This is a genomic window from Amphritea sp. (assembly GCF_048266285.1).
GTDB lineage: Bacteria > Pseudomonadota > Gammaproteobacteria > Pseudomonadales > Balneatricaceae > Amphritea.
In genome coordinates, this window is the sequence record NZ_JBLWZV010000010.1 from 1 (window position 1) to 20722 (window position 20722).

23 protein-coding genes are annotated in these 20722 nt (G+C 51.0%); 10 read left to right on the plus strand and 13 right to left on the minus strand.

Annotated features, from left to right (window positions below):
• Window positions 1-411 precede the first annotated feature (411 nt).
• The 8 genes from ACN0T0_RS12085 to ACN0T0_RS12120 form a co-directional block, all read right to left on the minus strand.
• Complete coding sequence (locus ACN0T0_RS12085; protein WP_417226405.1) at window positions 412-1692, minus strand: dihydroorotase; 1281 nt, start codon at window positions 1690-1692, stop codon at window positions 412-414.
• A 4-nt stretch (window positions 1693-1696) separates the two neighbouring features.
• The gene (locus tag ACN0T0_RS12090) at window positions 1697-2698 is read right to left on the minus strand and encodes an aspartate carbamoyltransferase catalytic subunit (RefSeq protein WP_417226407.1); all 1002 of its coding nucleotides are present in this window, start codon (window positions 2696-2698) and stop codon (window positions 1697-1699) included.
• A gap of 19 nt (window positions 2699-2717) precedes the next feature.
• A complete protein-coding gene (pyrR, locus tag ACN0T0_RS12095; protein WP_417226409.1) occupies window positions 2718-3233 on the minus strand; it encodes a bifunctional pyr operon transcriptional regulator/uracil phosphoribosyltransferase PyrR in 516 nt (171 codons plus the stop codon).
• Window positions 3214-3690, minus strand: coding sequence for a Holliday junction resolvase RuvX (ruvX, locus tag ACN0T0_RS12100; protein WP_417226411.1), 477 nt, complete (start codon window positions 3688-3690; stop codon window positions 3214-3216). Before ruvX ends, pyrR begins: the two co-directional genes overlap by 20 nt.
• Before the next feature lie 37 nt (window positions 3691-3727).
• Window positions 3728-4309 carry a YqgE/AlgH family protein gene (locus tag ACN0T0_RS12105; protein ID WP_417226413.1) on the minus strand — a complete coding sequence of 194 codons (582 nt, stop codon included), beginning with the start codon at window positions 4307-4309 and terminating at the stop codon, window positions 3728-3730.
• A 74-nt stretch (window positions 4310-4383) separates the two neighbouring features.
• Entirely contained in the window at window positions 4384-5334 is a 951-nt protein-coding gene (locus ACN0T0_RS12110) for an energy transducer TonB (protein ID WP_417226415.1), read from the minus strand.
• A 36-nt stretch (window positions 5335-5370) separates the two neighbouring features.
• Window positions 5371-6333 (minus strand): glutathione synthase, encoded by a 963-nt coding sequence (gene gshB, locus ACN0T0_RS12115; RefSeq protein ID WP_417226417.1) that lies wholly within the window; start codon window positions 6331-6333, stop codon window positions 5371-5373.
• A gap of 98 nt (window positions 6334-6431) precedes the next feature.
• Window positions 6432-7160: a 16S rRNA (uracil(1498)-N(3))-methyltransferase gene (locus ACN0T0_RS12120; protein ID WP_417226418.1), complete on the minus strand. Its 729-nt coding sequence runs from the start codon at window positions 7158-7160 to the stop codon at window positions 6432-6434.
• Between the two features lie 74 nt (window positions 7161-7234).
• Here ACN0T0_RS12120 and ACN0T0_RS12125 point away from each other — a divergent pair, with 74 nt between their 5' ends.
• Window positions 7235-7369, plus strand: a complete 135-nt coding sequence (locus tag ACN0T0_RS12125) for a hypothetical protein (protein ID WP_417226420.1) — start codon at window positions 7235-7237, stop codon at window positions 7367-7369.
• Window positions 7370-7429: 60 nt separating this feature from the next.
• Here ACN0T0_RS12125 and metK read toward each other — a convergent pair whose 3' ends face one another.
• Window positions 7430-8620 carry a methionine adenosyltransferase gene (metK, locus tag ACN0T0_RS12130; RefSeq protein WP_417226421.1) on the minus strand — a complete coding sequence of 397 codons (1191 nt, stop codon included), beginning with the start codon at window positions 8618-8620 and terminating at the stop codon, window positions 7430-7432.
• A gap of 66 nt (window positions 8621-8686) precedes the next feature.
• Between metK and ACN0T0_RS12135 the strand changes: the two genes are divergently transcribed.
• The 5 genes from ACN0T0_RS12135 to fba all read left to right on the plus strand — a co-directional run bounded on the left by ACN0T0_RS12135 (window position 8687) and on the right by fba (window position 14415).
• Window positions 8687-8944 (plus strand): hypothetical protein, encoded by a 258-nt coding sequence (locus ACN0T0_RS12135; RefSeq protein WP_417226422.1) that lies wholly within the window; start codon window positions 8687-8689, stop codon window positions 8942-8944.
• Between the two features lie 4 nt (window positions 8945-8948).
• Window positions 8949-10943, plus strand: coding sequence for a transketolase (tkt, locus tag ACN0T0_RS12140; RefSeq protein WP_417226424.1), 1995 nt, complete (start codon window positions 8949-8951; stop codon window positions 10941-10943).
• A gap of 58 nt (window positions 10944-11001) precedes the next feature.
• A complete protein-coding gene (locus ACN0T0_RS12145) occupies window positions 11002-12018 on the plus strand; it encodes a type I glyceraldehyde-3-phosphate dehydrogenase (RefSeq protein ID WP_417226426.1) in 1017 nt (338 codons plus the stop codon).
• 64 nt (window positions 12019-12082) lie between these two features.
• On the plus strand, window positions 12083-13243 hold the full coding sequence (locus tag ACN0T0_RS12150) for a phosphoglycerate kinase (protein ID WP_417226428.1): 1161 nt from the start codon (window positions 12083-12085) through the stop codon (window positions 13241-13243).
• 131 nt (window positions 13244-13374) lie between these two features.
• On the plus strand, window positions 13375-14415 hold the full coding sequence (fba, locus tag ACN0T0_RS12155) for a class II fructose-bisphosphate aldolase (protein ID WP_417226430.1): 1041 nt from the start codon (window positions 13375-13377) through the stop codon (window positions 14413-14415).
• A 70-nt stretch (window positions 14416-14485) separates the two neighbouring features.
• Here fba and ACN0T0_RS12160 read toward each other — a convergent pair whose 3' ends face one another.
• A complete protein-coding gene (locus ACN0T0_RS12160) occupies window positions 14486-15127 on the minus strand; it encodes a glutathione S-transferase family protein (protein ID WP_417226432.1) in 642 nt (213 codons plus the stop codon).
• Window positions 15128-15234: 107 nt separating this feature from the next.
• On the opposite strand from ACN0T0_RS12160, the gene ACN0T0_RS12165 reads away from it, so the two are divergent.
• Entirely contained in the window at window positions 15235-16092 is an 858-nt protein-coding gene (locus ACN0T0_RS12165) for a LysR family transcriptional regulator (RefSeq protein WP_417226434.1), read from the plus strand.
• A gap of 27 nt (window positions 16093-16119) precedes the next feature.
• Here the strand turns inward: ACN0T0_RS12165 and ACN0T0_RS12170 are convergent, their stop codons facing one another.
• From ACN0T0_RS12170 to ACN0T0_RS12180, 3 genes are all read right to left on the minus strand, one after another.
• Window positions 16120-16359, minus strand: coding sequence for a Rho-binding antiterminator (locus tag ACN0T0_RS12170; RefSeq protein ID WP_417226436.1), 240 nt, complete (start codon window positions 16357-16359; stop codon window positions 16120-16122).
• Window positions 16360-16523: 164 nt separating this feature from the next.
• The gene (locus ACN0T0_RS12175; protein WP_417226438.1) at window positions 16524-17675 is read right to left on the minus strand and encodes a cytochrome-c peroxidase; all 1152 of its coding nucleotides are present in this window, start codon (window positions 17673-17675) and stop codon (window positions 16524-16526) included.
• Window positions 17676-17852: 177 nt separating this feature from the next.
• The gene (locus ACN0T0_RS12180) at window positions 17853-18644 is read right to left on the minus strand and encodes a UDP-2,3-diacylglucosamine diphosphatase (RefSeq protein WP_417226440.1); all 792 of its coding nucleotides are present in this window, start codon (window positions 18642-18644) and stop codon (window positions 17853-17855) included.
• Between the two features lie 215 nt (window positions 18645-18859).
• Between ACN0T0_RS12180 and ACN0T0_RS12185 the strand changes: the two genes are divergently transcribed.
• The 3 genes from ACN0T0_RS12185 to ACN0T0_RS12195 all read left to right on the plus strand — a co-directional run bounded on the left by ACN0T0_RS12185 (window position 18860) and on the right by ACN0T0_RS12195 (window position 20644).
• On the plus strand, window positions 18860-19456 hold the full coding sequence (locus ACN0T0_RS12185; RefSeq protein WP_417226442.1) for a uracil-DNA glycosylase family protein: 597 nt from the start codon (window positions 18860-18862) through the stop codon (window positions 19454-19456).
• Entirely contained in the window at window positions 19449-19709 is a 261-nt protein-coding gene (locus tag ACN0T0_RS12190) for a hypothetical protein (protein WP_417226444.1), read from the plus strand. The genes ACN0T0_RS12185 and ACN0T0_RS12190 overlap by 8 nt, the downstream gene beginning before the upstream one ends.
• Before the next feature lie 218 nt (window positions 19710-19927).
• On the plus strand, window positions 19928-20644 hold the full coding sequence (locus tag ACN0T0_RS12195) for an NYN domain-containing protein (protein ID WP_417226445.1): 717 nt from the start codon (window positions 19928-19930) through the stop codon (window positions 20642-20644).
• Window positions 20645-20722: the final 78 nt, after the last annotated feature.

Genomic DNA, 20722 nt, shown 5'->3' on the forward strand with positions numbered 1-20722 from the left:
GCGCAAAAAAATCATTTAATACAGTGTGCATTGCCTTAGCGAATAAGCTATCGAGAATAGCCTATGCCATTTTAAGTAAGAATGAGCCTTATCAGGTGCAACAAGTTTAATTGGGTTTGCAATAATAGAGCGTGATGATGAAAACGGTTGACCGTCTGGGTAGTAAACCTGTCATAAAAAACAGCTGTTATAAGCTGTCGGCTTTTTTAAGGGCTATCTGGCGCGGATGCTCATCGTGGAGCGGGAATAAAAGCTTCCCAACTTAAGACTCCGAATACATTAGCGCAAAACCACCTCACGATCACAAATCTATGTTGCAATCATGAGGGGAACCATACATTTTTATGTCTGGCATTTGTCGAACTATCAGCTGCGACTATGCCAGTTGCTATTGTGAAGTGATTATTGAAACTATTGTTGAAACACCAGCGCACCATCCAAAAGGGTGTAGCGTACGACGCCTTTCAGTGGAAAATTCATAAATGGCGTATTTGCCCCTGCCGAGCGGCGATTTTCATCGGTCAGCATCCACTCCTGTTGTGGATCGAAGATGCAGATATCCGCCGTACTTCCGACTGAGAGTGTCCCTAGTTCAATACCTAGCACGCTGGCAGGCCCTGAGGTTAGCTTAGCCAGCATTTGCGGCAGAGAGATAAGCTCTTGCTGTACCAGCATTAACGACAGCGACAGCAGCGTCTCAAGCCCTGTCATGCCCGGTTCGGTTGCGGCAAAAGGTGCTTGCTTAGCAGCTAATTCATGGGGCTGGTGGTCGGAACAGATCGCCTGAAAGCCATCGGTGACTAGCGCGTGGCGCAAACCGGCGCGATCAAGTTGGCTGCGAAGTGGTGGAATCAGGTGGAAGCTCGGGTCGAAGCCATTGACGTTTTCATCGGTCAGTAGCAAATTCTGGATGGCAATATCCGCGGTTACTCGCAGTCCTCTATCGCGGGCATCCATGACCATTTTGACGGAACGTTCGCAGGATAGTTGACCAAAGTGCGCCTTCACGCCGGTTTGTTCAACCAGTAACAGACAACGGGCCACTTCGATGGTTTCAGCGCTTTCTGGAATGCCGCTCAGGCCCAGCCGGGTGCAGGTGATATCATCGTGCATGGTGCCGCCGGCGGCTAGGTCAGCGTCCATTGGCTGGAAAATCACCAACAGATCGTGGGTAGCTGCGTATTCTAGGCAGCGCACCAGTGTCAGCGAGCTACGGATCGGCTGCCGAGCGTTGGTAAAGCCGATACAGCCGGACTTACTTAGGCCATACATCGGGCTAAGTTGTTCGCCTTTCAGTTCCTGAGTCAGGGCACCCATCGGCAGTACTCGGGCATTACCCGCTTGCTTGGCTAGATCTTCGATGAGATCAATTACCGCTGAGTTATCCGCGATCGGTTTGGTCAGTGGTGGCATGCAGAGGGTGGTAATCCCGCCAGCTGCAGCCGCAGCCGTTTCGCTAGCGATTGTGCCTTTACGGCTGTAGCCGGGTTCGCGCAGGTTCGCGCACAGGTCGATCAGTCCTGGGCTGACGACCAGATTACGGGCATCGATCTGTTGGTCTGCGACAAAGCCGTCTGGGGCTTGGCCTAAGGCGGCGATCTTGCCATCGCTGATAAACAGGTCGGTGATCGTATCGATCTTGTTAGCAGGGTCGATGACCCGGCCATTCTTGATTGCAATATTGATACTCATAACGTTACTCACTCTCCCGGCGGGCCTGATGTTCTGTCATCTGTCCGCCCATCGCCATCGACATAACCGCCATGCGCACGGCAATACCATTGGTTACCTGTTTCAATATCATCGATTTGGGGCCGTCCGCAACGGAGGTTTCGATCTCAACGCCACGGTTAATGGGTCCTGGATGCATGACAATTGAATCGGGGTGGGTGAGCTTTAGCTTCTCTTCAGTGAGACCGTAAAGGGTATAGAATTCTGATTCGCTGGGCAGTAAAGCGCTCTGCATGCGCTCTTTCTGCAGCCGCAGCATCATTACCACATCGACATCCTTGAGGCCCTGTTTCATATCGGTGAACACGGTAACGCCGAGTGCTTCGATATGTCGGGGGAGCAGGGTGGTCGGCGCAATCACACGTACTTCAGCCGCGCCTAAGGTACGCAATGCATGAATCTGTGATCGGGCTACCCTAGAGTGGAGGATATCGCCGACGATCGCTACTTTAAGCGGTTCAAAAGCGCCTTTATGCTGGCGAATGGTTAGCATGTCTAGCATCGCTTGGGTCGGATGGGCATGACGTCCATCGCCGGCATTAATCACCGCCACATGGGGGGTAACATTGCTAGCGATGTAGTGGGCAGCGCCGCTGTCTGAGTGACGCACGACAAACATATCGGAGTGCATCGCTTCCATCGTCATTAGGGTGTCTTTGAGGGTTTCGCCCTTAGAGGTTGATGACGTTTTAATATTCAGGTTAAGCACATCGGCAGATAGACGCTTAGCCGCCAGCTCAAAGGTGCTGGCGGTGCGGGTGCTGGCCTCGAAAAACAGGTTAACAACGGTTTTGCCTCGCAGCAACGGCACTTTTTTAACCTGCTGTGCGTTCATATCCACAAAGGAGTCGGCGGTATCGAGAATCTCGGTTAGCATCTCCCGACTTAGCCCTTCGGTGGTCAGAAAGTGTTTCAACTGACCGGCGCTGTTAAGCTGGATCAGATTGGGATCTTGTTGTACAAACATGGCAGATTCCGACGATGGGTTATAAGTTAGCTTTCTTGCGGATTTCCAGTGCCAGCGGCTCCGGCCCGGTGAGTTTGACCTGCTCATCATCGGCTAATAGCAGCGTGTCGCCGGTGACATCCGCCTGAATCGGTAGCTCTCGCCGATTTAGATCGAGTAGGGTTACCAGTGTGATGGATGCTGGACGGCCATAATCAAACAGCTCATTCATGGCGGCACGAATGGTTCGGCCGCTCATAATGACATCATCAACCAGAATGATATGGCGGTCTTCAGTCGCACTAGGCAGGGCCGAGGGCTGTACTTTGGGGTTCAAGCCGACGCGGGTAAAATCATCCCGGTAGAATGATATATCCAAGGTGCCTAGCGGACTGTCGAGGTTGAGTTGCTGATGTAGGTGTTCCGCTAGCCAAACGCCGCCGGTGCGGATGCCGATCATCATCGGATCATCAAGTTGTCGCGCCTTGATGAGGGTGGTTAGCTCGGTCGCCATTTTAGTTAACAGGTGATCGACTTTAATTACGCCCGATACCATAAAGGTCCTCCAGTCGGGTTTCACTGGATATCAGTTGGTCTGATTCAAACCAGCTTTCCAGAATCAGTTGAGCGGCAATGCCGTCAACGGAATTTTCTTTAAAATTACTGCTGCCGCCCCGAGACAGACTGATCTGTTTGGCTTCACGAGTCGTGAGCCGCTCATCGATCAGATAGCAGGGGAGTTGGCAGCGTTCTTTGAGACGGTTGGCGAATTTTCGTGCCCGGCGAGACATATCGCTGATACTACCATCCATATTCAGAGGGATGCCGACAACAATGGCAGCGGCCTGCCATTCGGTGATAAGTACTTCAATCACATGCCAGTCGGGAATGCCATCGCGGGCGCTGATCGGCGCTAAGGGGGTGGCTGTGCCGGTGATCGCCTGACCGGCGGCAATGCCAATCCGGGTGGTGCCGAAATCAAAGCCTATTACTGGACCTGAGAGTGTGATCATTCCGCTTCTTTGAGTGGGTGAATGGCGAGGAAGCTGATTAGGCATGGCCGCTTTGGGAGGTTAATAGATTAAGATTAATCCCCATCGTTGCCGCTGCCGCCTGAAGTCGTTCCTCGGCCGGAGTGCGGAACATTATATCTAAATTAGCCGGGCAACTTAACCATGCATTGGCAGACAATTCTTGTTCTAATTGACCTGGACCCCACCCCGCATAGCCAAGGGCCACCAGAAAGGCGTCTGGTCCATGGTTTTCACTGACTGCTCGGAGAATATCTACCGAGGTGGTAAGGGTCACATCTGCGGTGATTTTATAGCTGGAATCCCATTTCGCTATGGTGGGACTATGGAGAATAAAACCGCGATCACTCTGTACTGGTCCGCCGGCATACACAGTAATGTTGGCGGGTGCATTATGGTTGAGTTCGAGTAGTTGGAATAGCTCGTTGAGGTTCATCTCGGTGGGCCGGTTAATGACAATCCCCATCGCCCCGGATTCGTTGTGCTCGCAGATATAGATCAGGCTCTGGGCGAAGCCCGGATCGTCTAAGTGGGGCATAGAGAATAGGAAATGCCCCTGCAGGCTGCCGGGCAGGTAGAGTGAAGAGGCCTCTGTTGTCATAATGAATACCTGCCCTTGAGTTGTGCAGACGGTGAGTAAGTCATCAGGTCTGTTATGCTCAGTTTAGTAAGGTTTTAGTATACCCGGGTCGATTTCTCAAACTTCCAGGTACGGATAATCTCCAAGACATCGGTATTTTTGCGCATCTCAATAGGAAATTTTTGGAACGGTGCGGCCAGTTGCACGATCCGCACGGCGGCATCATCGAGTACCTTGTTGCCGGATGAGTGTAAAATACGAATATCTTTGACGCTACCATCGGGCAACACGCTAACCATCATCCGTAAGCTGCCGTACAGCTGATTCATTTGAGCTTCTTTGGGGTAGTTCAGGTTGCCCACCGATTCAATTTTACGTCGCCAGTTGGCCAGATAAACGGCATCGTTATGGCTTTTGGTGGCCGCTGAAGTCAGTCGTTTCACCCGTGGACGCTTGGCGTATGTCTGCCGCTCAAAATCTAACTGTGCTTGAAGGCTGGCGATCTCAAGGCTGCGGGATAGCAGTGACTGAGAGCTGCCGGGCGGCGGAGGGGGTGGTGCCGATTTATGGCGCTGCTCCAATAGGGTAGAGCGTTTTTTATCTTGTTTAGCGTGGGTGATAATCACCTGCTGTTCCGGCGCACTGTTAATGTTTTGCTCAACGCTTTCGGCAATATCCGCTGGGGCCGGGGCTTTCGCCGGGGTGGGAAGCGGCACCATCTGCGCGGGTTCTGTCAGTGGTTGCAGCGCGGCGGTTTCTTGAATATCTTGATGTTGAAAGTCGGCCTGTTCACGGGTAGATGGCAGCGCTTTCTTGTCAAGCTGGCCGCTGCCCTGCTGGTCAACCTGAGCGAGAAAATCCGCCTCTTCCGGCGGTTTGTCGCTTTTGAACTGCGCCAAGGTGATTTCCAGCGTCTGAGCCGGAGGCACTTTGGGCGTGATGGCAAAGCCAATGCCAAGAATAGCGGCGGCATGCACCGCTACGGCTAAAAACAGAGTAAAGCCGAGGCGGTCGGCTGCGGAAACAGCGGCGACGGCTTGGCTCATCTGAAGTGCCTAACAGGCAGGGAGTTAAGGGCGTGATTATGCATGGCGCTGCTTAAGTTTTTCTTCAATAACATCCATTAATTGCATCCCGATATCTAAACCGAATTGATTATCCAGTTCGCGGATACAGGTTGGGCTGGTGACATTGACTTCGGTGAGGTAATCACCAATGACATCCAACCCGGCAAATAAAATGCCCTGTGCTTTCAGTGTGGGTCCTACCTGTGCCGCGATCCATAGTTCCCGTTCGGTAAGAGGGCGGCCTTCGCCTCGGCCACCGGCGGCTAAGTTGCCTCGGGTTTCGCCATTGGTTGGAATACGCGAGAGACCATAAGGTACCGGCTCGCCATCGATCATCAAGATACGTTTATCGCCATCGACAATTTGAGGCAGATATTGCTGCGCCATAATAGTCTCGGTGCCGAACTTGGTTAGGGTTTCGATAATCACCCCTAGGTTAACGCCCTCTTCCTGAATGCGGAATATAGAGGTGCCTCCCATACCATCGAGAGGTTTGAAGATGACATCTTTGAATTCCGCATGGAATTCGCGCAGCAGGTCGTCACGACGGGTAACCAGTACCGGTGGGCAGCATTGTGGAAAATGGGTCGCAAAGATTTTCTCGTTATAATCCCGCAGCGCCTGAGGTCGGTTGACCATCAGGGTGTTGCCCTGCATCGCGGCCATTTCGAGGAGGTGGGTTGAATAGATAAACTCATTATCGAAGGGCGGATCTTTACGCATCAGCACGGCATCGAGAGTACTTACTTCCTGCACTTGATATTCACCACGATCGAACCATTTATCTGGGTTCATGTCGACGGTCATCGGTGCCATTTTCGCCAATACCTTGCCATCACGCAGATAAAGATCTTTCTGCTCCATGTACCAGATCTCCCAGCCTTTGCTTTGAGCGGCCCAAAGCATGGCGAGAGAGCTGTCTTTTTTGAAGCTGATGGACTCGATGGGATCCATCACAATGCCGATTTTAACTGTCATTGATGCGCCTTGTTTATCTATAAATTAGCTGTCGTTAATGTAGAAGGATTCTACCCGCCTGTTCCGGTCATCACCAGCCTTACTATGGTTGGTTCAGCTTAGCCTAGGTCGCCCCAGAGGTATTGTAATACCGAAAGGGCCGCCACCGGAGCGGTTTCAGTACGAAATACTCGAGGACCAAAGGCTACGGGTTTGAACCCATTTGCTAGCGCGAGTTCCACTTCGGGTTCACTTAATCCGCCCTCAGGCCCAATGAGTAGAGCAATAGAGCTTGGTTTGGTGAAATCGCCTAGGGGCTGTTCGGTATGGTGATGTAGCACCAATTTTAAATCGGCTTCAACTGTATTGATCCAGTCATTTAGGGATTGGGGCTCGCCGATTTCAGGTATATCGCAGCGCAGGCTCTGTTCGCACGCGCTGACGGCCACCTGTTGCCAATGCTGCCGGCGTTTGTCTTGACGTTCGCTGTTTAAGCGTACCTCGCAGCGTTCGGTAAACAGGGGCACCAACTGATTCATGCCGAGTTCGGTGGCTTTCTGTACCGCATAATCCATCCGTTCGCCGCGGGAGACCGCTTGGCCAATCGTCACCTTTAACGGTGATACTCGGTGTGGCTGTGATGCTTGAGTGATACGGGCAGTGGCGTTGCGTTTAGCTACTTCAGTCAGTTCGGCGGTATATTCAAAGCCATCGCCATTAAACAGCGCGAGTGAATCGCCGGGGCGCATACGCAGTGCCCGACAGACATGCTGAACGACGCTATCGCTGAGGCAAAGTTCACTGCCTTCGGTGATAGCTTGAGGCTCATAAAAACGTGGAATTCTCATGTGTATATCAATCAGATCTGCGGTTTAAGGCGCTATTATGCCACGGAGAAAAGAGATCAGTTAGCGGGATATTGATGCTGAAGGCCATTGTGGCGCTCGGTGTCGAGTCGAATGAGGTGTTTTGGGGTGGTTTTTGCGCTGTCGGCATCATTCGGCATCATAAAGATGAATGCTTAAATGAAGAACATAAAAAAGGGCAGAGTAAATAAATACTCCGCCCTTTTTTGATTAGCGCTATTAACAATCGCGATAAGCCTTTAAAGCAATACCTACAGACCGGCTGCTGCGCGCAGTTCGTCGGCTTTATCGGTTTTTTCCCAAGAGTAAGCGGTAAAGGTTTCGTTACCGGATGTCATCTCATAAGGGTTATGACCGAAGTGACCGTAAGCCGCAGTTGGGCGATACATTGGGTGTAGCAGATCTAGCATCCGGGTAATCGCATGTGGCCGCAGATCGAAGTGGTTGTTGACCAGTTCGATGATTTTCGCGTCAGAAATTTTGCCAGTACCGAAAGTGTTGATCGATACGGAGGTTGGCTCTGCTACACCGATAGCGTAAGAGACTTGGATCTCACACTTGTCAGCTAAACCCGCGGCAACGATATTCTTAGCCACGTAGCGTCCTGCGTAAGCCGCTGAACGGTCAACTTTGGATGGGTCTTTGCCGGAGAATGCGCCGCCACCATGACGGGCCATGCCGCCGTAGGTATCAACGATAATCTTACGACCCGTCAGACCACAGTCGCCCACAGGTCCGCCGATAACGAAGTTGCCGGTTGGGTTGATGTGGAACTTAGTGCTTTTGTCGATCCACTCAGCGGGCAGGGTATGCTTGATGATCAGCTCCATCACGGCTTCTTGCAGATCCGCCATGGAGACTTCTGGATTGTGTTGTGTGGACAGTACAACCGCATCGATGCCGACTGGCTGGCCGTTCTCATAACGGAACGTTACCTGACTCTTGGCATCCGGGCGTAACCATGGCAACAGGCCCGACTTACGCGCTTCGGCCTGACGTTCAACTAGACGGTGAGCGTAGCAGATTGGCGCGGGCATCAGCACATCGGTTTCGTTGCTGGCATAACCAAACATCAAGCCCTGATCGCCGGCACCCTGATCTTCCGGGTTGGCGCGGTCAACACCTTGGTTGATATCCGGTGACTGCTTGCCGATGATGTTAAGAACACCGCAGGTCGCACCGTCATAGCCAACGTCGGACGAGGTGTAACCGATATCGCAGATAACGCCACGAACGAGCGCTTCTAGATCGACCCACGCTGACGTGGTGATCTCGCCAGAGACAATCGCGACACCGGTTTTAACCATGGTTTCGCATGCCACACGGGCGTATTTATCTTCAGCAATAATTGCATCAAGAACCGCGTCAGAGATCTGATCGGCGATCTTGTCAGGATGACCTTCGGAAACAGATTCCGAAGTAAACAGGCTGTATTCGCTCATTACGCGTCTTCAATCCTAGCTTATGAGAATTATGTATGGCATCGGACCGATGGCCCGGGTATAAGAATGAACGCTATTTTAATCGTGTTGAGGCCTGATTGCATGGCCGGCGTTCCTGTTTTAGATGATTTTTTTACTTTTTTAGATGAAAACGGCTCATTTTCATTAAATTTCTCTGAAATAGGTTTGAAGCTGACGGACGGTTACGAGAAAATAGCGGCCTATTTTTCATCGGTGCCCAACCTCAGCTCTTCGATAAGAGATGATGGCTCTGCATCAAAACACTTTTTAATCTCAACTTGGGCTTCTTCGGCCCTGGAGTGAATGAATGTCCTCGCGTAGAGAACTTGCCAATGCAATTCGTGCCCTCAGTATGGATGCTGTCCAAAAGGCTAAATCTGGTCACCCTGGTGCGCCGATGGGAATGGCTGATATCGCTGAAGTACTATGGAATGATTTCCTGAAACACAACCCGGCGAATCCGCATTGGCTGGATCGCGACCGTTTTGTTCTGTCGAACGGTCACGGCTCTATGTTGATTTATAGCCTGCTGCACCTGACCGGTTATGATCTGTCCATCGATGATCTGAAAAACTTCCGTCAACTGCATTCAAAAACCGCTGGTCACCCGGAATACGGTTATGCACCGGGTGTTGAAACCACGACTGGCCCACTGGGTCAGGGTATTACCAATGCGGTCGGTTTTGCGATTGCCGAAAAATCCTTGGCGGCGCAGTTTAACCGTGAAGGCCATGAGATTATCGATCACCACACCTATGCCTTCCTTGGCGATGGCTGTTTGATGGAGGGTATCTCCCACGAGTCTTGCTCACTGGCCGGTACTTTAGGTTTAGGTAAGTTGATCGCCTTCTACGATGACAACGGCATCTCTATCGATGGTGAGGTTGAGGGTTGGTTTACCGATGATACGCCGAAGCGTTTTGAAGCTTATGGCTGGCACGTTATTCCGAATGTTGATGGTCACGACGCTGAACAGATTAAAGCTGCCATCGAAGCGGCACAGGATAATGAAGATCAGCCTACTCTGATCTGCTGCAAAACTATTATCGGATTTGGTTCGCCTAACAAACAGGGTAAAGAAGATTGTCACGGTGCGCCGCTGGGTGATGATGAGATCGCCTTGGCTCGCAAACAGCTGGGTTGGGAATACGAACCTTTCGTTATTCCTGAAGATATTGCTGAGCAGTGGAACGGCCTTGAAAGCGGCGCGGTATTGGAAAATGATTGGGAAGAGCGCTTTGCCGAATACAGCAAAGAGTACCCCGCTGAAGCCCGTGAGCTGATCCGTCGTTATACTGGCGAATTGCCAGCTGACTTCTCTGAGAAAGCCGATACCTATATCGAAGAGCTGCAAGCGAAAGGCGAAACGATCGCTTCACGTAAAGCGTCTCAGAATGCACTGAATGCTTATGGCCCACTGTTGCCTGAGTTGTTAGGTGGTTCTGCTGATTTGGCAGGTTCTAACCTGACACTGTGGTCTGGTTGCAAGGGGATCACGAAAGATGATGCTTCCGGCAACTACATGTTCTACGGCGTACGTGAGTTTGGTATGTCAGCGATTATGAACGGTATCGCGTTGCACGGTGGTTTTATCCCTTACGGTGCAACTTTCTTAGTGTTTATGGAATATGCCCGTAATGCACTGCGGATGGCGGCGTTGATGAAGATCCGTGCTATTCATGTGTATACCCATGATTCTATTGGTCTAGGTGAAGATGGTCCGACCCATCAGCCGATCGAACAGATCGCTAACCTGCGCCATACACCAAATATGAGCACTTGGCGTCCAGCGGATGCGGTTGAGTCTGCTGTCGCTTGGAAGTCAGCGCTGGAGCGTGCCGATGGCCCGACCGCGATGATCTTCTCCCGTCAAAACTTACCACATCAGGCGCGTGACGCTGAACAGCTGGCGAATGTTGCTCGCGGTGGATACATCTTGAAAGATACTGTTGGCACTCCCGATGCGATTCTGATCGCGACCGGTTCTGAAGTGGGTCTGGCGATGGATTCAGCGGCGACTCTTGAAGCGGAAGGTAAGCAGGTGCGTGTGGTGTCAATGCCATGTACCGACCTGTTTGATAAACAAGATGCGGCCTACCGTGAATCGGTACTGCCAGCCGCTGTGAAGGCACGGGTAGCAGTAGAAGCAGCACAAGCGGATTATTGGTATAAATATGTCGGTCTCGATGGTGCGATTGTTGGTATGACCAGCTTCGGTGAGTCGGCGCCAGCGGGTGATCTGTTTAAATTGTTCGGCTTTACCGTCGACAATGTCGTTGAGAAAGTGAAGTCTGTTCTATAAAACAGACGGTTCGAAAGGCCAGCTGATTCAGTTGGCTTTTTTTGTTTGACGAGGTGATATGGCTTTCCGGGTTGCAATAAATGGTTATGGCCGGATTGGACAGAGTGTCCTGCGGGCGATCTATGAGTGTGGCTATCGAGATCAATTAAAAGTGGTCGCGATCAATGAATTATCGGATATCGAAACGGTCACCTACCTGACCCGTTATGATACGACCCACGGTCGTTTTCCGTTACCGGTAGAACATAATGGCCGCGATTTATTGATCGATAGCGACGCAATCCGGGTGCTTAACCAGTCCCATCCCGAGGCGATGCCGTGGCAGGAGATGGACGTTGATCTGGTACTCGAATGTTCGGGTTCCTTCAGCGACCGTGTAACCGCTCAGAAACATCTCGATAGTGGTGCACGACGGTTGTTATTTTCTCAGCCCGCCGAAGCCGATGTTGATGCCACTATTATCTATGGCTTTAATCAGCAGCTATTAGCGGCGGATCAAACCATCGTAGCGGCGGGCTCCTGTTCCACCAACTGTATTGTGCCGATACTGAATCTATTGCACCGAGAGTTAGGCATTATCAGCGGTGTGACCACCACGATTCACTCGGCGATGAACGATCAGCCGGTGATTGATAGTTATAACCAGACCGATCTGCGTCTGACCCGTAGCGCTATGCAATCCATTATCCCGGTGAATACGGGTTTGAATCGCGGTATTGATCGTCTGTTGCCCGAATTGGCGGGGCGCTTTGAGTCCCTGCATGTGCGGGTGCCGACCATCAATGTGTCGTTGCTGGATATCTCTTTAAACGTGAGTGAGTCGACCTCGGCGGCGCAGGTCAATGAGATTCTGCGGATGGCGGCCGAAGGCCCTCTGCGCGGCTTGCTGGGGTATACCGAAGAGGCCCATGCATCGGTGGATTTCAATCGTGATGCCCGTTCAGGCATTGTCGATGGTACGCAGACTCGTGTCAGCGGTGGCAAGATGATTAAGCTGATGTGTTGGTTTGATAACGAGTGGGGCTTTGCCAACCGTATGCTCGATGTGGCGCAAGGCTGGTTAAACATTAAGTAATTGAAGGCGATAGGCTGCCACAGGCTGTTGTTGAAATTTTTAGTATTGAGAAGCAGGAATAAGTATGAGCGTATTGAAAATGACCGAGCTGGATCTGAAGGGCAAGCGTGTCCTGATCCGTGAAGACCTCAATGTGCCAGTCAAGGATGGCCAGGTGACCAGTGATGCCCGAATTCGTGCTTCACTGCCCACTATTAAGCTTGCGCTTGACGCGGGTGCCAAGGTGATGCTGATGTCACATTTGGGTCGTCCGACGGAAGGCGTTTATGATGAAGCCAGTTCGTTGGCGCCGGTAGCCCGTCATCTGGGTGGTCTGTTAGGCCGCGATGTTCCGCTGATTAAAGAGTGGCTCGAAGGCGATTTTGATGTGGCTGAAGGCGATGTCGTGTTACTGGAAAACGTCCGCTTTAATGTCGGCGAAAAGAAAGATGATGAAGCCTTGTCCAAAAAAATGGCAGCGTTGTGCGATATCTACGTGATGGATGCATTCGGCACGGCTCATCGGGCGCAGGCTTCGACCCACGGGGTTGCTCAGTTTGCGGCAGTTGCCTGTGCCGGGCCATTACTCGCCGGTGAACTGGAAGCCTTAGCGAAAGCCTTAGGTAATCCAGCACGCCCGATGGCAGCAATTGTTGGTGGTTCTAAAGTTTCGACTAAACTAACAGTGCTTGAGTCACTGTCTGAGAAAGTTGATCAGTTGATTGTGGGTGGTGGTATCGCCAATACCTTCCTTGCAGCCGCCGGTAAGCCGGTGGGTAAGTCATTGTGTGAACATGATCTCGTGCCAACTGCTAAAGCGTTGATGGAAAAAGTAAATATTCCATTGCCGGTCGATGTTGTTGTGGCCACTGAGTTTGCTGAAACCGCTACTGCCACCGTGAAGCTGGTGGATGATGTGGCGGAAGATGACATGATTTTGGATATTGGCCCACAATCAGCGGCTAATCTGGCGGAATTACTGAAAAGCGCCGGCACCATTATTTGGAATGGCCCCGTCGGTGTGTTTGAGTTTGATCAGTTTGGTGAAGGTACCAAAACACTGTCATTGGCCATTGCGGCTAACCAAGGCTTCTCTATTGCCGGTGGTGGTGACACGTTAGCCGCTGTGGATAAGTATAATATCGCTGATCAGGTGTCTTATATCTCGACCGGCGGCGGTGCTTTCCTTGAATTTGTTGAAGGCAAGGTTTTACCGGCCGTGGCAATGCTGGAATCCCGCGCATAATTAAAGCCGAGCGCTTTAATCTTTATGCAAAGGGGATTTAAACAGTTGCAATTTATAGTTGAGTAGCTGGCTTTATAGCTGCTTAAAATAGAATTTATAGCCGCACAGGCTTAATTTAAAAAGGTGAACATATGGCTCTTATCAGTATGCGTCAGTTGCTGGATCACGCAGCAGAAAACGACTACGGTATCCCAGCGTTTAACGTCAACAACCTGGAACAGATGCGCGCTATTATGGAAGCGGCGGACAAAACTAACTCTCCAGTTATTGTTCAGGCATCTGCCGGCGCGCGTAAATATGCAGGGTCTAACTTCCTGCGCCATATGATTCTAGCGGCGATTGCTGAATTCCCGCATATCCCGGTTTGTATGCATCAGGATCACGGCACCACGTCGGCGATCTGTCAGCGTTCTATCGCGATGGGCTTCTCCTCTGTCATGATGGATGGTTCATTGATGGCGGATGGTAAAACTCCGTCTGATTATGAATATAACGTCGATGTAACCCGTCGTACTGTTGAAATGGCGCACGCTTGCGGTGTTTCTGTTGAGGGTGAATTGGGTTGCTTGGGTTCTCTTGAAACCGGACAAGCTGGTGAAGAGGATGGTGTTGGTGCAGCGGGCACTCTGTCCCACGACCAGATGTTGACCGACCCTGATGAAGCGGCTGACTTTGTGGCGAAGACTGGCGTTGATGCGCTGGCGATTGCTTGTGGTACTTCTCACGGTGCTTATAAGTTCACCCGCCCACCGACCGGCGATATCCTGGCAATCGATCGTATTAAGGCGATCCATGACCGTATTCCAGGTACTCATTTGGTAATGCACGGCTCCTCTTCTGTACCGCAGGAGTGGCTGGCGATTATCAATGAGTTTGGTGGTGAGATTCCTGAAACTTACGGTGTGCCAGTTGAGCAGATCGTCGAAGGTATTAAGCACGGCGTGCGTAAAGTGAATATCGATACTGACTTACGTCTGGCCTCTACCGGTGCGGTACGTCGCTTTATGGCGCAAAATCCATCGGAATTTGATCCACGTAAATTCCTTAAGGTAACGATGGATGCGATGAGTGAAATCTGTATCGCTCGTTATGAAGCGTTCGGTACCGCGGGTCACGCGGATAAGATCGTGCCTGTTTCTTTGGAAGGTATGGCGGATAAATACGGTTTGTAATAACGGTATTTAGCGAAAAAAACGCTCCCCAGCTTTTGCTGCGGAGCGTTTTTTTTATCACAGCGATTGTTTAAACTTCTTCTGCCTCGATCACTTCGCTTTCCTGTTGTGCCAGTGATAGCCATTCTTGGCAGGCAGGCAAGGCGAGCATACGATCACAGTATGCTTGCAGTTGTGTGGGCAACTTCACGCCATAGCCGGTCAGGCGGAAAACGACCGGTGCATAAAAAGCATCCGCGATGGAAAAATCTCCGTATAAAAACTGCTCTGAACCACTTTGGGTTAGGGCTTCACGCCATAAAGTATGGATACGTTCGATATCCTGCTGAACGTCAGCCGACACAGTAAAATTATCTACGTGGCGACGACAGTTCATCGGCATGGCGTGGCGCAGTGCCATAAAGCTACTATGCATTTCGGCACAGCTGCTACGGGCATGGGCGCGCAGTGACGGGTCGCTTGGCCAGCCTTTATTTTGCAGGTGCATCTGGCTGATATGTTCACAAATTGAGAGAGAATCCCAGACGGTTGTCCCATTATCTAACAGCACCGGCACTTTGCCCGCAGGATTGTAGGCTTTAATCTGTTCAGCAGAGCCAGGAGTAAAGAGGGCGATGCGGGTAGTATCGAAGGCTAGATCAAAGTGGCGTAGCATCAGCCACGCGCGTAGTGACCAGCTTGAATAATTATGATTACCGATAATCAGTTGCATCTCTAGATTCCTTTTCTCTGCTAAGTCGATTAGTTTAGAGACCAGTCTGGCGTTTAATGTGAGCGCTCTCAAACGAATAAATCTGATAACAGGTATCAATACCCTTGATGTTAGACAATGAACTGCTTCGCAGCTTTATCGCGGTAGTCGATAGCGGCAGCTTCACCCGAGCTGCAGCCCAGCTGTTTCGTACTCAGTCGGCGGTGAGTATGCAGATGAAACGGTTGGAGGAGCAGCTGGATAAAAAGCTGTTCCTAAAGGATGGCCGTGAACTACAACTGAGTGATGATGGCTTAAAGCTGCTGAGTTATGCACGACGGATTATGAAGCTGCATGATGAAGCGCTAGGGGTTATGTCATCAGAGACGGGATCTCGTCCTTTGATGTTAGGTTGTCCGGATGATTATGTCACCGGTGTATTGCCGCAGTTGTTGTCTGAGATCCAGCTACAGATTCCCGGTTTGCAGGTACAGGTGCGCACTGGTACGTCGGCACAACTAAGGGCATTGATTGATCAGGGGGAGTTGGATCTGACAATTCTTACTCGTCGCCCTGAAACCGAGGAGGGCTATCTGTTACTACAGGATCAGGGCGTTTGGGTAGCACCCACGGCGGATTTTATGAAACCGGATCAGCCGCTTCGGCTAGCGCTGGTGGACGCTGATTGTAAATTTCACAGTACCGCCGTGGATGGTTTGAGCAAGCAGGGGCGTAATTTTGAAGTGATCTGTATTAGCGGTAGTTGTGCATTGTTGATTGAGCTGGTTAGGCGGGGTGAAGCGATGACCACCTTGGCGTCTTGTTGTGTGCCTGAAGATCTGTATCGTCTGCCGGTAGAATTAGGCTTACCGGAACTGGCAACGGTGGCGGTGGTATTGCAATCGGCGGCACGGCCGCATAAAGCATTAGGCACTGACCGTATTGTCTCACTGGTGGAGCAAACAGCCCTACGATTGAGTGTTTGAGTCGCTGTGGGTGTGTAGCCGCCTAGGCTAGCAGCCAGGCGGTCTCGATTGAATCCGGTCCAGCCGGATACGCAATTGTTGGCCGTTCTGGTCGGCGGCAACAAGAAATTCGGCACCATCACGGGTATCGGTGTTGATAAAGCGCAGTTTATCCCGTTGTAAACGACCGTCGTCGTCCTGCCAGATCACCTGATCGACCAGTTTACGCATACAGGCCATTTCAAAGCCATCATGCAGATCGCATTGAATCGGTTTGTAATCAGTCATAGCACCACTCTTATCGTTTCTCTTATTTTTATAAGGCGGTACACCATAGCAGATAACGTCGGGTAGTTAACACTCTCTGCGCACTGTTTTGTGGCAATGGGGGCCATGATGGTGGCCCTCATTAGGTGACTTTTGCACTGTTGAGCGAGTTGTAGGCCGATTGGCTAGTTAAGCAGGGCTTCGTAGCGCTTATCGGTGAGGGTTTTCATAAAGGCAACCAGTGCGTCGATCCGCTGATCGGTCAGTGCTGGGCCGCTTTCGAGTTCTTTAAGGGATAAATTCTGGCTCACTTCGGGCGCTTGCCACGCTTGTCCTGTTTCCGGATTGATCTGTCGGGCGCGGCTACGGCTGTTGTACTTGTTGTAAAACAACACCACGGTTCGCAGATCTTTAAACACACCGTTATGCATATAGGGGCCGGTGACGGCGACATTGCGCAGTGTCGGTACTTTAAATTTACCCGCTTGAGCTGGATCGGAAACGGCGGGGTTTTCCAGTAATCCCCGGTCGATATGATCACTGGCAATACCATTGACTGCCCGAGCCGCGTGGTTAATCGGCACACCGATATTGTGGTATTCATAATTACTGAAGGTTTCACCTTCAGCTCGCTGGCTGGTTTTTAGCTGGTGGCACTGGTTGCAGTTGGTAAACTGTTGCGAGAAAAACAGTGTGCGACCGAGCTCTTCTTGCTGACTGAGTTGATATTCGCCGCGTAAGAAACGGTCATATTTAGAATCAAAGGGAGCAAACAGCTCGGTGCGTTCAAAGGCAGCGATGCTGTCGGTCATAGCGCTGTAAGCGTTATCCGGTTGATTAAAAATATCCTTGCCGTAAAGCACCGTGAAATTTTTCCGGTAGAGCGGGTTCTCTTGCAGACGTGCCACTAATGCAGCGGCCGATGGCATACCCATTTCAATCGGGTTAGTGGGTGGTCCGCCGGCTTGTTCTTGTAGGTCTTTGGCGCGGCCATCATGAAATTGACCACCTTTATAGACCCCTTTATCGCTGCGTTGAAAATCGGGACTGAACATCGCATAAGCGGCCGTTGGGGCGTTGCGATCCCCTAATGAATGGCCATCATCACCCAAGGATACCGCCCCCTGGGCAGCGTTGCCGCGCGGGTCGACAAAGCCTGCTTCTGGGGCATGACAACTGGCGCAGCTTTCACTGCGGTTGGCGGATAAGTTGGTATCAAAATACAGCTGTTGCCCCAGTTCGGCTTTATTCAGCAAAGGTTGATCCGGCGGCGTATCAGAGAGGGTGCAGCCGGTAATCATGGTGGTTAAACTAAGCAGAAGTGCGGTGTATTTCATGGCAAATGCAAATGATAGTGAATCGTATTTGCAATATTATCAGAATCGTTTGGTGTTACGGGAATTTTTTCAGCCAGATCATCCTATTAACTGACCTGAGTCAGCCTAATTCTGCTGGATACACCAATTGAGCAGTCTTTGTCCGGCCGCCAGTACGCCAGAGAGTGATAATGAGGTTTAGCTGTTCACTAGCTCGCCGGACAGCTGTAGCGGTGCTGCAGGTTCGCTGACGATGGTCATGGTAGGCCACTCGAGTAACTGTAGTTTGCCGCTGTCAGTTTCGACCAGTGCCGTACAGTGTTCAACCCAGTCACCATCATTACAATACAGCGCGCCTTTGCGGTGGGTAAATCCAGCCTGATGAATATGCCCGCCAATATACCCATCTAGCGATTGTCGTCGGGCTTCGGTGCAGGCGGCATCTTGGAAGTGTTCGATATAGCGCTGGGCGCTGCTAAAGCGCTGTTTAATCATCGCCGCTAGAGAACGGTAGGGCATCTTCAGCCATTGGCGTACTCGGTTATAGCTGCGGTTTAACCAGAGCAGCAATTGATGCCCATGATCGCCCAGCAGTAGCATCAATGGATGAATACGTACATGACCATCAAACTCATCCCCATGAGAAACTAAAAAGCGGCGGCCATCGCGGGTTTTATGAATCGCTTTACGGCGGATCTGCAAGGTGCCTAGTTTCAAACCGCAAATTTTGCGCAGAGGGGCGTCATGATTACCCGGAATGTAGATAATGTCGCAGCCCTCTCTGGCCATCTGCCATAATTGTCCAATCAGTAATTGCTGATCCTGAGGTAGGATGGCTTTACGGCGCATGGCTGCTAGATCGATGATATCCCCAACCAGATAGAGCTTTTTCGGCGCAAGTTGTTTCAGTGCATCACTAAGCAGTTTGGCCTGACAATCCGGCGTTCCCAGATGTACATCTGAGATAAACATGGTGTGGATATTTTGCATAATGCTGCCCAATATTCGGTTTAGAGCAGTATGCTGTGACTTGATGACAGCGCCTTTTAAAATAGATGAACAGATGGTTACAGCGGCGGTGATTATTCGTGATGCCGGTTTTGCTGGGGACGAACTAGCTGATCCGAGGTTGAATCAGTACACTGTTAGGTCGTGATGGGTTATCCGCAACCCATCAAGCCCCGGTTTAAGTGAGGGAATGGAAGATGGAATCTGATCAGCAGTTGATTGCACGGGTGAAAGCCTGTGATATCTGCGCTCCCTTTCTGCCCGATGGCGTACGGCCAGTGATTCAGTTCGATCCTGCCGCGCGCATTCTGATTGCCGCTCAAGCGCCGGGTCGTCGAGTGCATGAAACGGGCATTCCCTTTAATGATCCCAGCGGTGAGCGTTTACGCGCATGGATGGGGATCACCGCCGAGACTTTCTACGGTGCCAAGCAGTTAGCGATTCTGCCGATGGGATTTTGTTACCCCGGCACCGGCAAATCTGGTGATCTACCTCCCCGGAAAGAGTGCGCTCCGCAATGGCGACAGCTGTTATTAGATCGCCTCCCTAATTTGCAACTGATATTGGTGATCGGACAGTATGCTCAGGCTTGGCATCTGCATGAAAAAGGGTCGGTAACACATATCGTATCTCATTGGCGAGATTACAGTTGTTCAGGCCAGTCTCCCGCCGTATTTCCCATGCCCCACCCTAGTCCGCGTAACAACATCTGGTTGCGCAAGAACCCTTGGTTTGAAGCGGAATTAGTGCCCGCGTTACAGCAACGGGTTCAAACGGTGCTGACCGGTGAATAACATGCCCGAAGGGCTAGTAAAGCTAGTGATCGTGGTGCTGCTACCAATGGTGATGTGCTTTGGTTATTACTCGGTTGGTGTGCAGGCCGCTTCAGGCTGGGTGGTGTTTTTGGCGATGTTGGCGTTGCCGCTGTTGTTGTTAGGTATTGGTGGCCTTGTTTGGAGTTATTCTGGTGGTATTCAGCGGCTAAAGAGTGTTTGGTGGAGTTGCATCATTGTGGCTGTCGCCAGCTTAGTCTGGATTTGGGGCTAGTGATCATGATCAGGGTGTGGCAATTGAATGGTTTTTCGGCTTCAGGCACACTCTACGGCATCCAATCGAGTGTTGAGTGAGACATACGTAGCGGATTGCCATTGTCTGTGGATAACCATGGTTGCATGGCTCAGGCCTCGCTATAGTTAAACGGCTTGGCGATAATATGAAAGGTTTCGATCAACCGCTTAATTGATCGAGTGAACGATGGAATGAAGATGAACGAGATAAAGCAAAAGATAGCCCTGTTTATTGATGCGGATAACGCACCCGCCAGTAAATTTGAGGATGTCCTCAGTGAAGTGGCTAAATATGGTGTGGTCACTATTCGTAAAGCCTACGGCAACTGGAAGTCGCCGACCCTAAAGTCTTGGGAAGAGCTACTGCATGAGTATGCGATTCAGCCGGTACAGCAATATGATTTAATCAAAGGAAAGAACGCTTCGGATATCGCCTTGGTGATTGATGCTATGGATGTGATGTACACCAAAGATATCGATGTAATGTGTTTTATCTCATCTGACTGTGATTTTACCCCAATGGTGACCCGTGCCCTAGCCGAAGGCAAAATGGTGCTAGGCTTTGGTGAACGTAAAACCCCCTCGCCGTTTGTGAATGCCTGTTCAAAATTCCTCTTTCTGGATCAGCCTGAAGCGGTGGAAAGCGCCAATAACACCAAGCCTAAAAATATTAAATCAGATACCAAGCTGGTTAACTTGTTGCGACAAGCCATTGAAGCTAACGAAGATGAGGATGGCTGGGCGCCTCTGGGACCAGTGGGAGCCAATATTTCCAACAGAACTTCGTTTGATTGCCGTAACTACGGTTTTAAGAATTTAAGCAGCCTGTTTAAAGCGGTCGACCTGTTTGAACTTAAGCGCGGTCAAGGCCGCTCGTTTCTGGTGCGGGATGTGCGTAAGAGTAAGAAAGGCTGAGGCTATTAGCGTTGGTTAGTCGAACAGTGAGAAATTGAGCGGGTCGCTTTATAGGCTATATCTTGAGGTGAGGGTTAG

Coding starts and splice junctions, on each gene's coding strand:
- ACN0T0_RS12085 (WP_417226405.1), bottom strand. CDS start 1,692: ATGAGTATCAATATTGCAATCAAGAATGGCCGGGTCATCGACCCTGCT.
- ACN0T0_RS12090 (WP_417226407.1), bottom strand. CDS start 2,698: ATGTTTGTACAACAAGATCCCAATCTGATCCAGCTTAACAGCGCCGGT.
- pyrR (WP_417226409.1), bottom strand. CDS start 3,233: ATGGTATCGGGCGTAATTAAAGTCGATCACCTGTTAACTAAAATGGCG.
- ruvX (WP_417226411.1), bottom strand. CDS start 3,690: ATGATCACACTCTCAGGTCCAGTAATAGGCTTTGATTTCGGCACCACC.
- ACN0T0_RS12105 (WP_417226413.1), bottom strand. CDS start 4,309: ATGACAACAGAGGCCTCTTCACTCTACCTGCCCGGCAGCCTGCAGGGG.
- ACN0T0_RS12110 (WP_417226415.1), bottom strand. CDS start 5,334: ATGAGCCAAGCCGTCGCCGCTGTTTCCGCAGCCGACCGCCTCGGCTTT.
- gshB (WP_417226417.1), bottom strand. CDS start 6,333: ATGACAGTTAAAATCGGCATTGTGATGGATCCCATCGAGTCCATCAGC.
- ACN0T0_RS12120 (WP_417226418.1), bottom strand. CDS start 7,160: ATGAGAATTCCACGTTTTTATGAGCCTCAAGCTATCACCGAAGGCAGT.
- ACN0T0_RS12125 (WP_417226420.1), top strand. CDS start 7,235: ATGCTGAAGGCCATTGTGGCGCTCGGTGTCGAGTCGAATGAGGTGTTT.
- metK (WP_417226421.1), bottom strand. CDS start 8,620: ATGAGCGAATACAGCCTGTTTACTTCGGAATCTGTTTCCGAAGGTCAT.
- ACN0T0_RS12135 (WP_417226422.1), top strand. CDS start 8,687: ATGAACGCTATTTTAATCGTGTTGAGGCCTGATTGCATGGCCGGCGTT.
- tkt (WP_417226424.1), top strand. CDS start 8,949: ATGTCCTCGCGTAGAGAACTTGCCAATGCAATTCGTGCCCTCAGTATG.
- ACN0T0_RS12145 (WP_417226426.1), top strand. CDS start 11,002: ATGGCTTTCCGGGTTGCAATAAATGGTTATGGCCGGATTGGACAGAGT.
- ACN0T0_RS12150 (WP_417226428.1), top strand. CDS start 12,083: ATGAGCGTATTGAAAATGACCGAGCTGGATCTGAAGGGCAAGCGTGTC.
- fba (WP_417226430.1), top strand. CDS start 13,375: ATGGCTCTTATCAGTATGCGTCAGTTGCTGGATCACGCAGCAGAAAAC.
- ACN0T0_RS12160 (WP_417226432.1), bottom strand. CDS start 15,127: ATGCAACTGATTATCGGTAATCATAATTATTCAAGCTGGTCACTACGC.
- ACN0T0_RS12165 (WP_417226434.1), top strand. CDS start 15,235: ATGTTAGACAATGAACTGCTTCGCAGCTTTATCGCGGTAGTCGATAGC.
- ACN0T0_RS12170 (WP_417226436.1), bottom strand. CDS start 16,359: ATGACTGATTACAAACCGATTCAATGCGATCTGCATGATGGCTTTGAA.
- ACN0T0_RS12175 (WP_417226438.1), bottom strand. CDS start 17,675: ATGAAATACACCGCACTTCTGCTTAGTTTAACCACCATGATTACCGGC.
- ACN0T0_RS12180 (WP_417226440.1), bottom strand. CDS start 18,644: ATGCAAAATATCCACACCATGTTTATCTCAGATGTACATCTGGGAACG.
- ACN0T0_RS12185 (WP_417226442.1), top strand. CDS start 18,860: ATGGAATCTGATCAGCAGTTGATTGCACGGGTGAAAGCCTGTGATATC.
- ACN0T0_RS12195 (WP_417226445.1), top strand. CDS start 19,928: ATGAACGAGATAAAGCAAAAGATAGCCCTGTTTATTGATGCGGATAAC.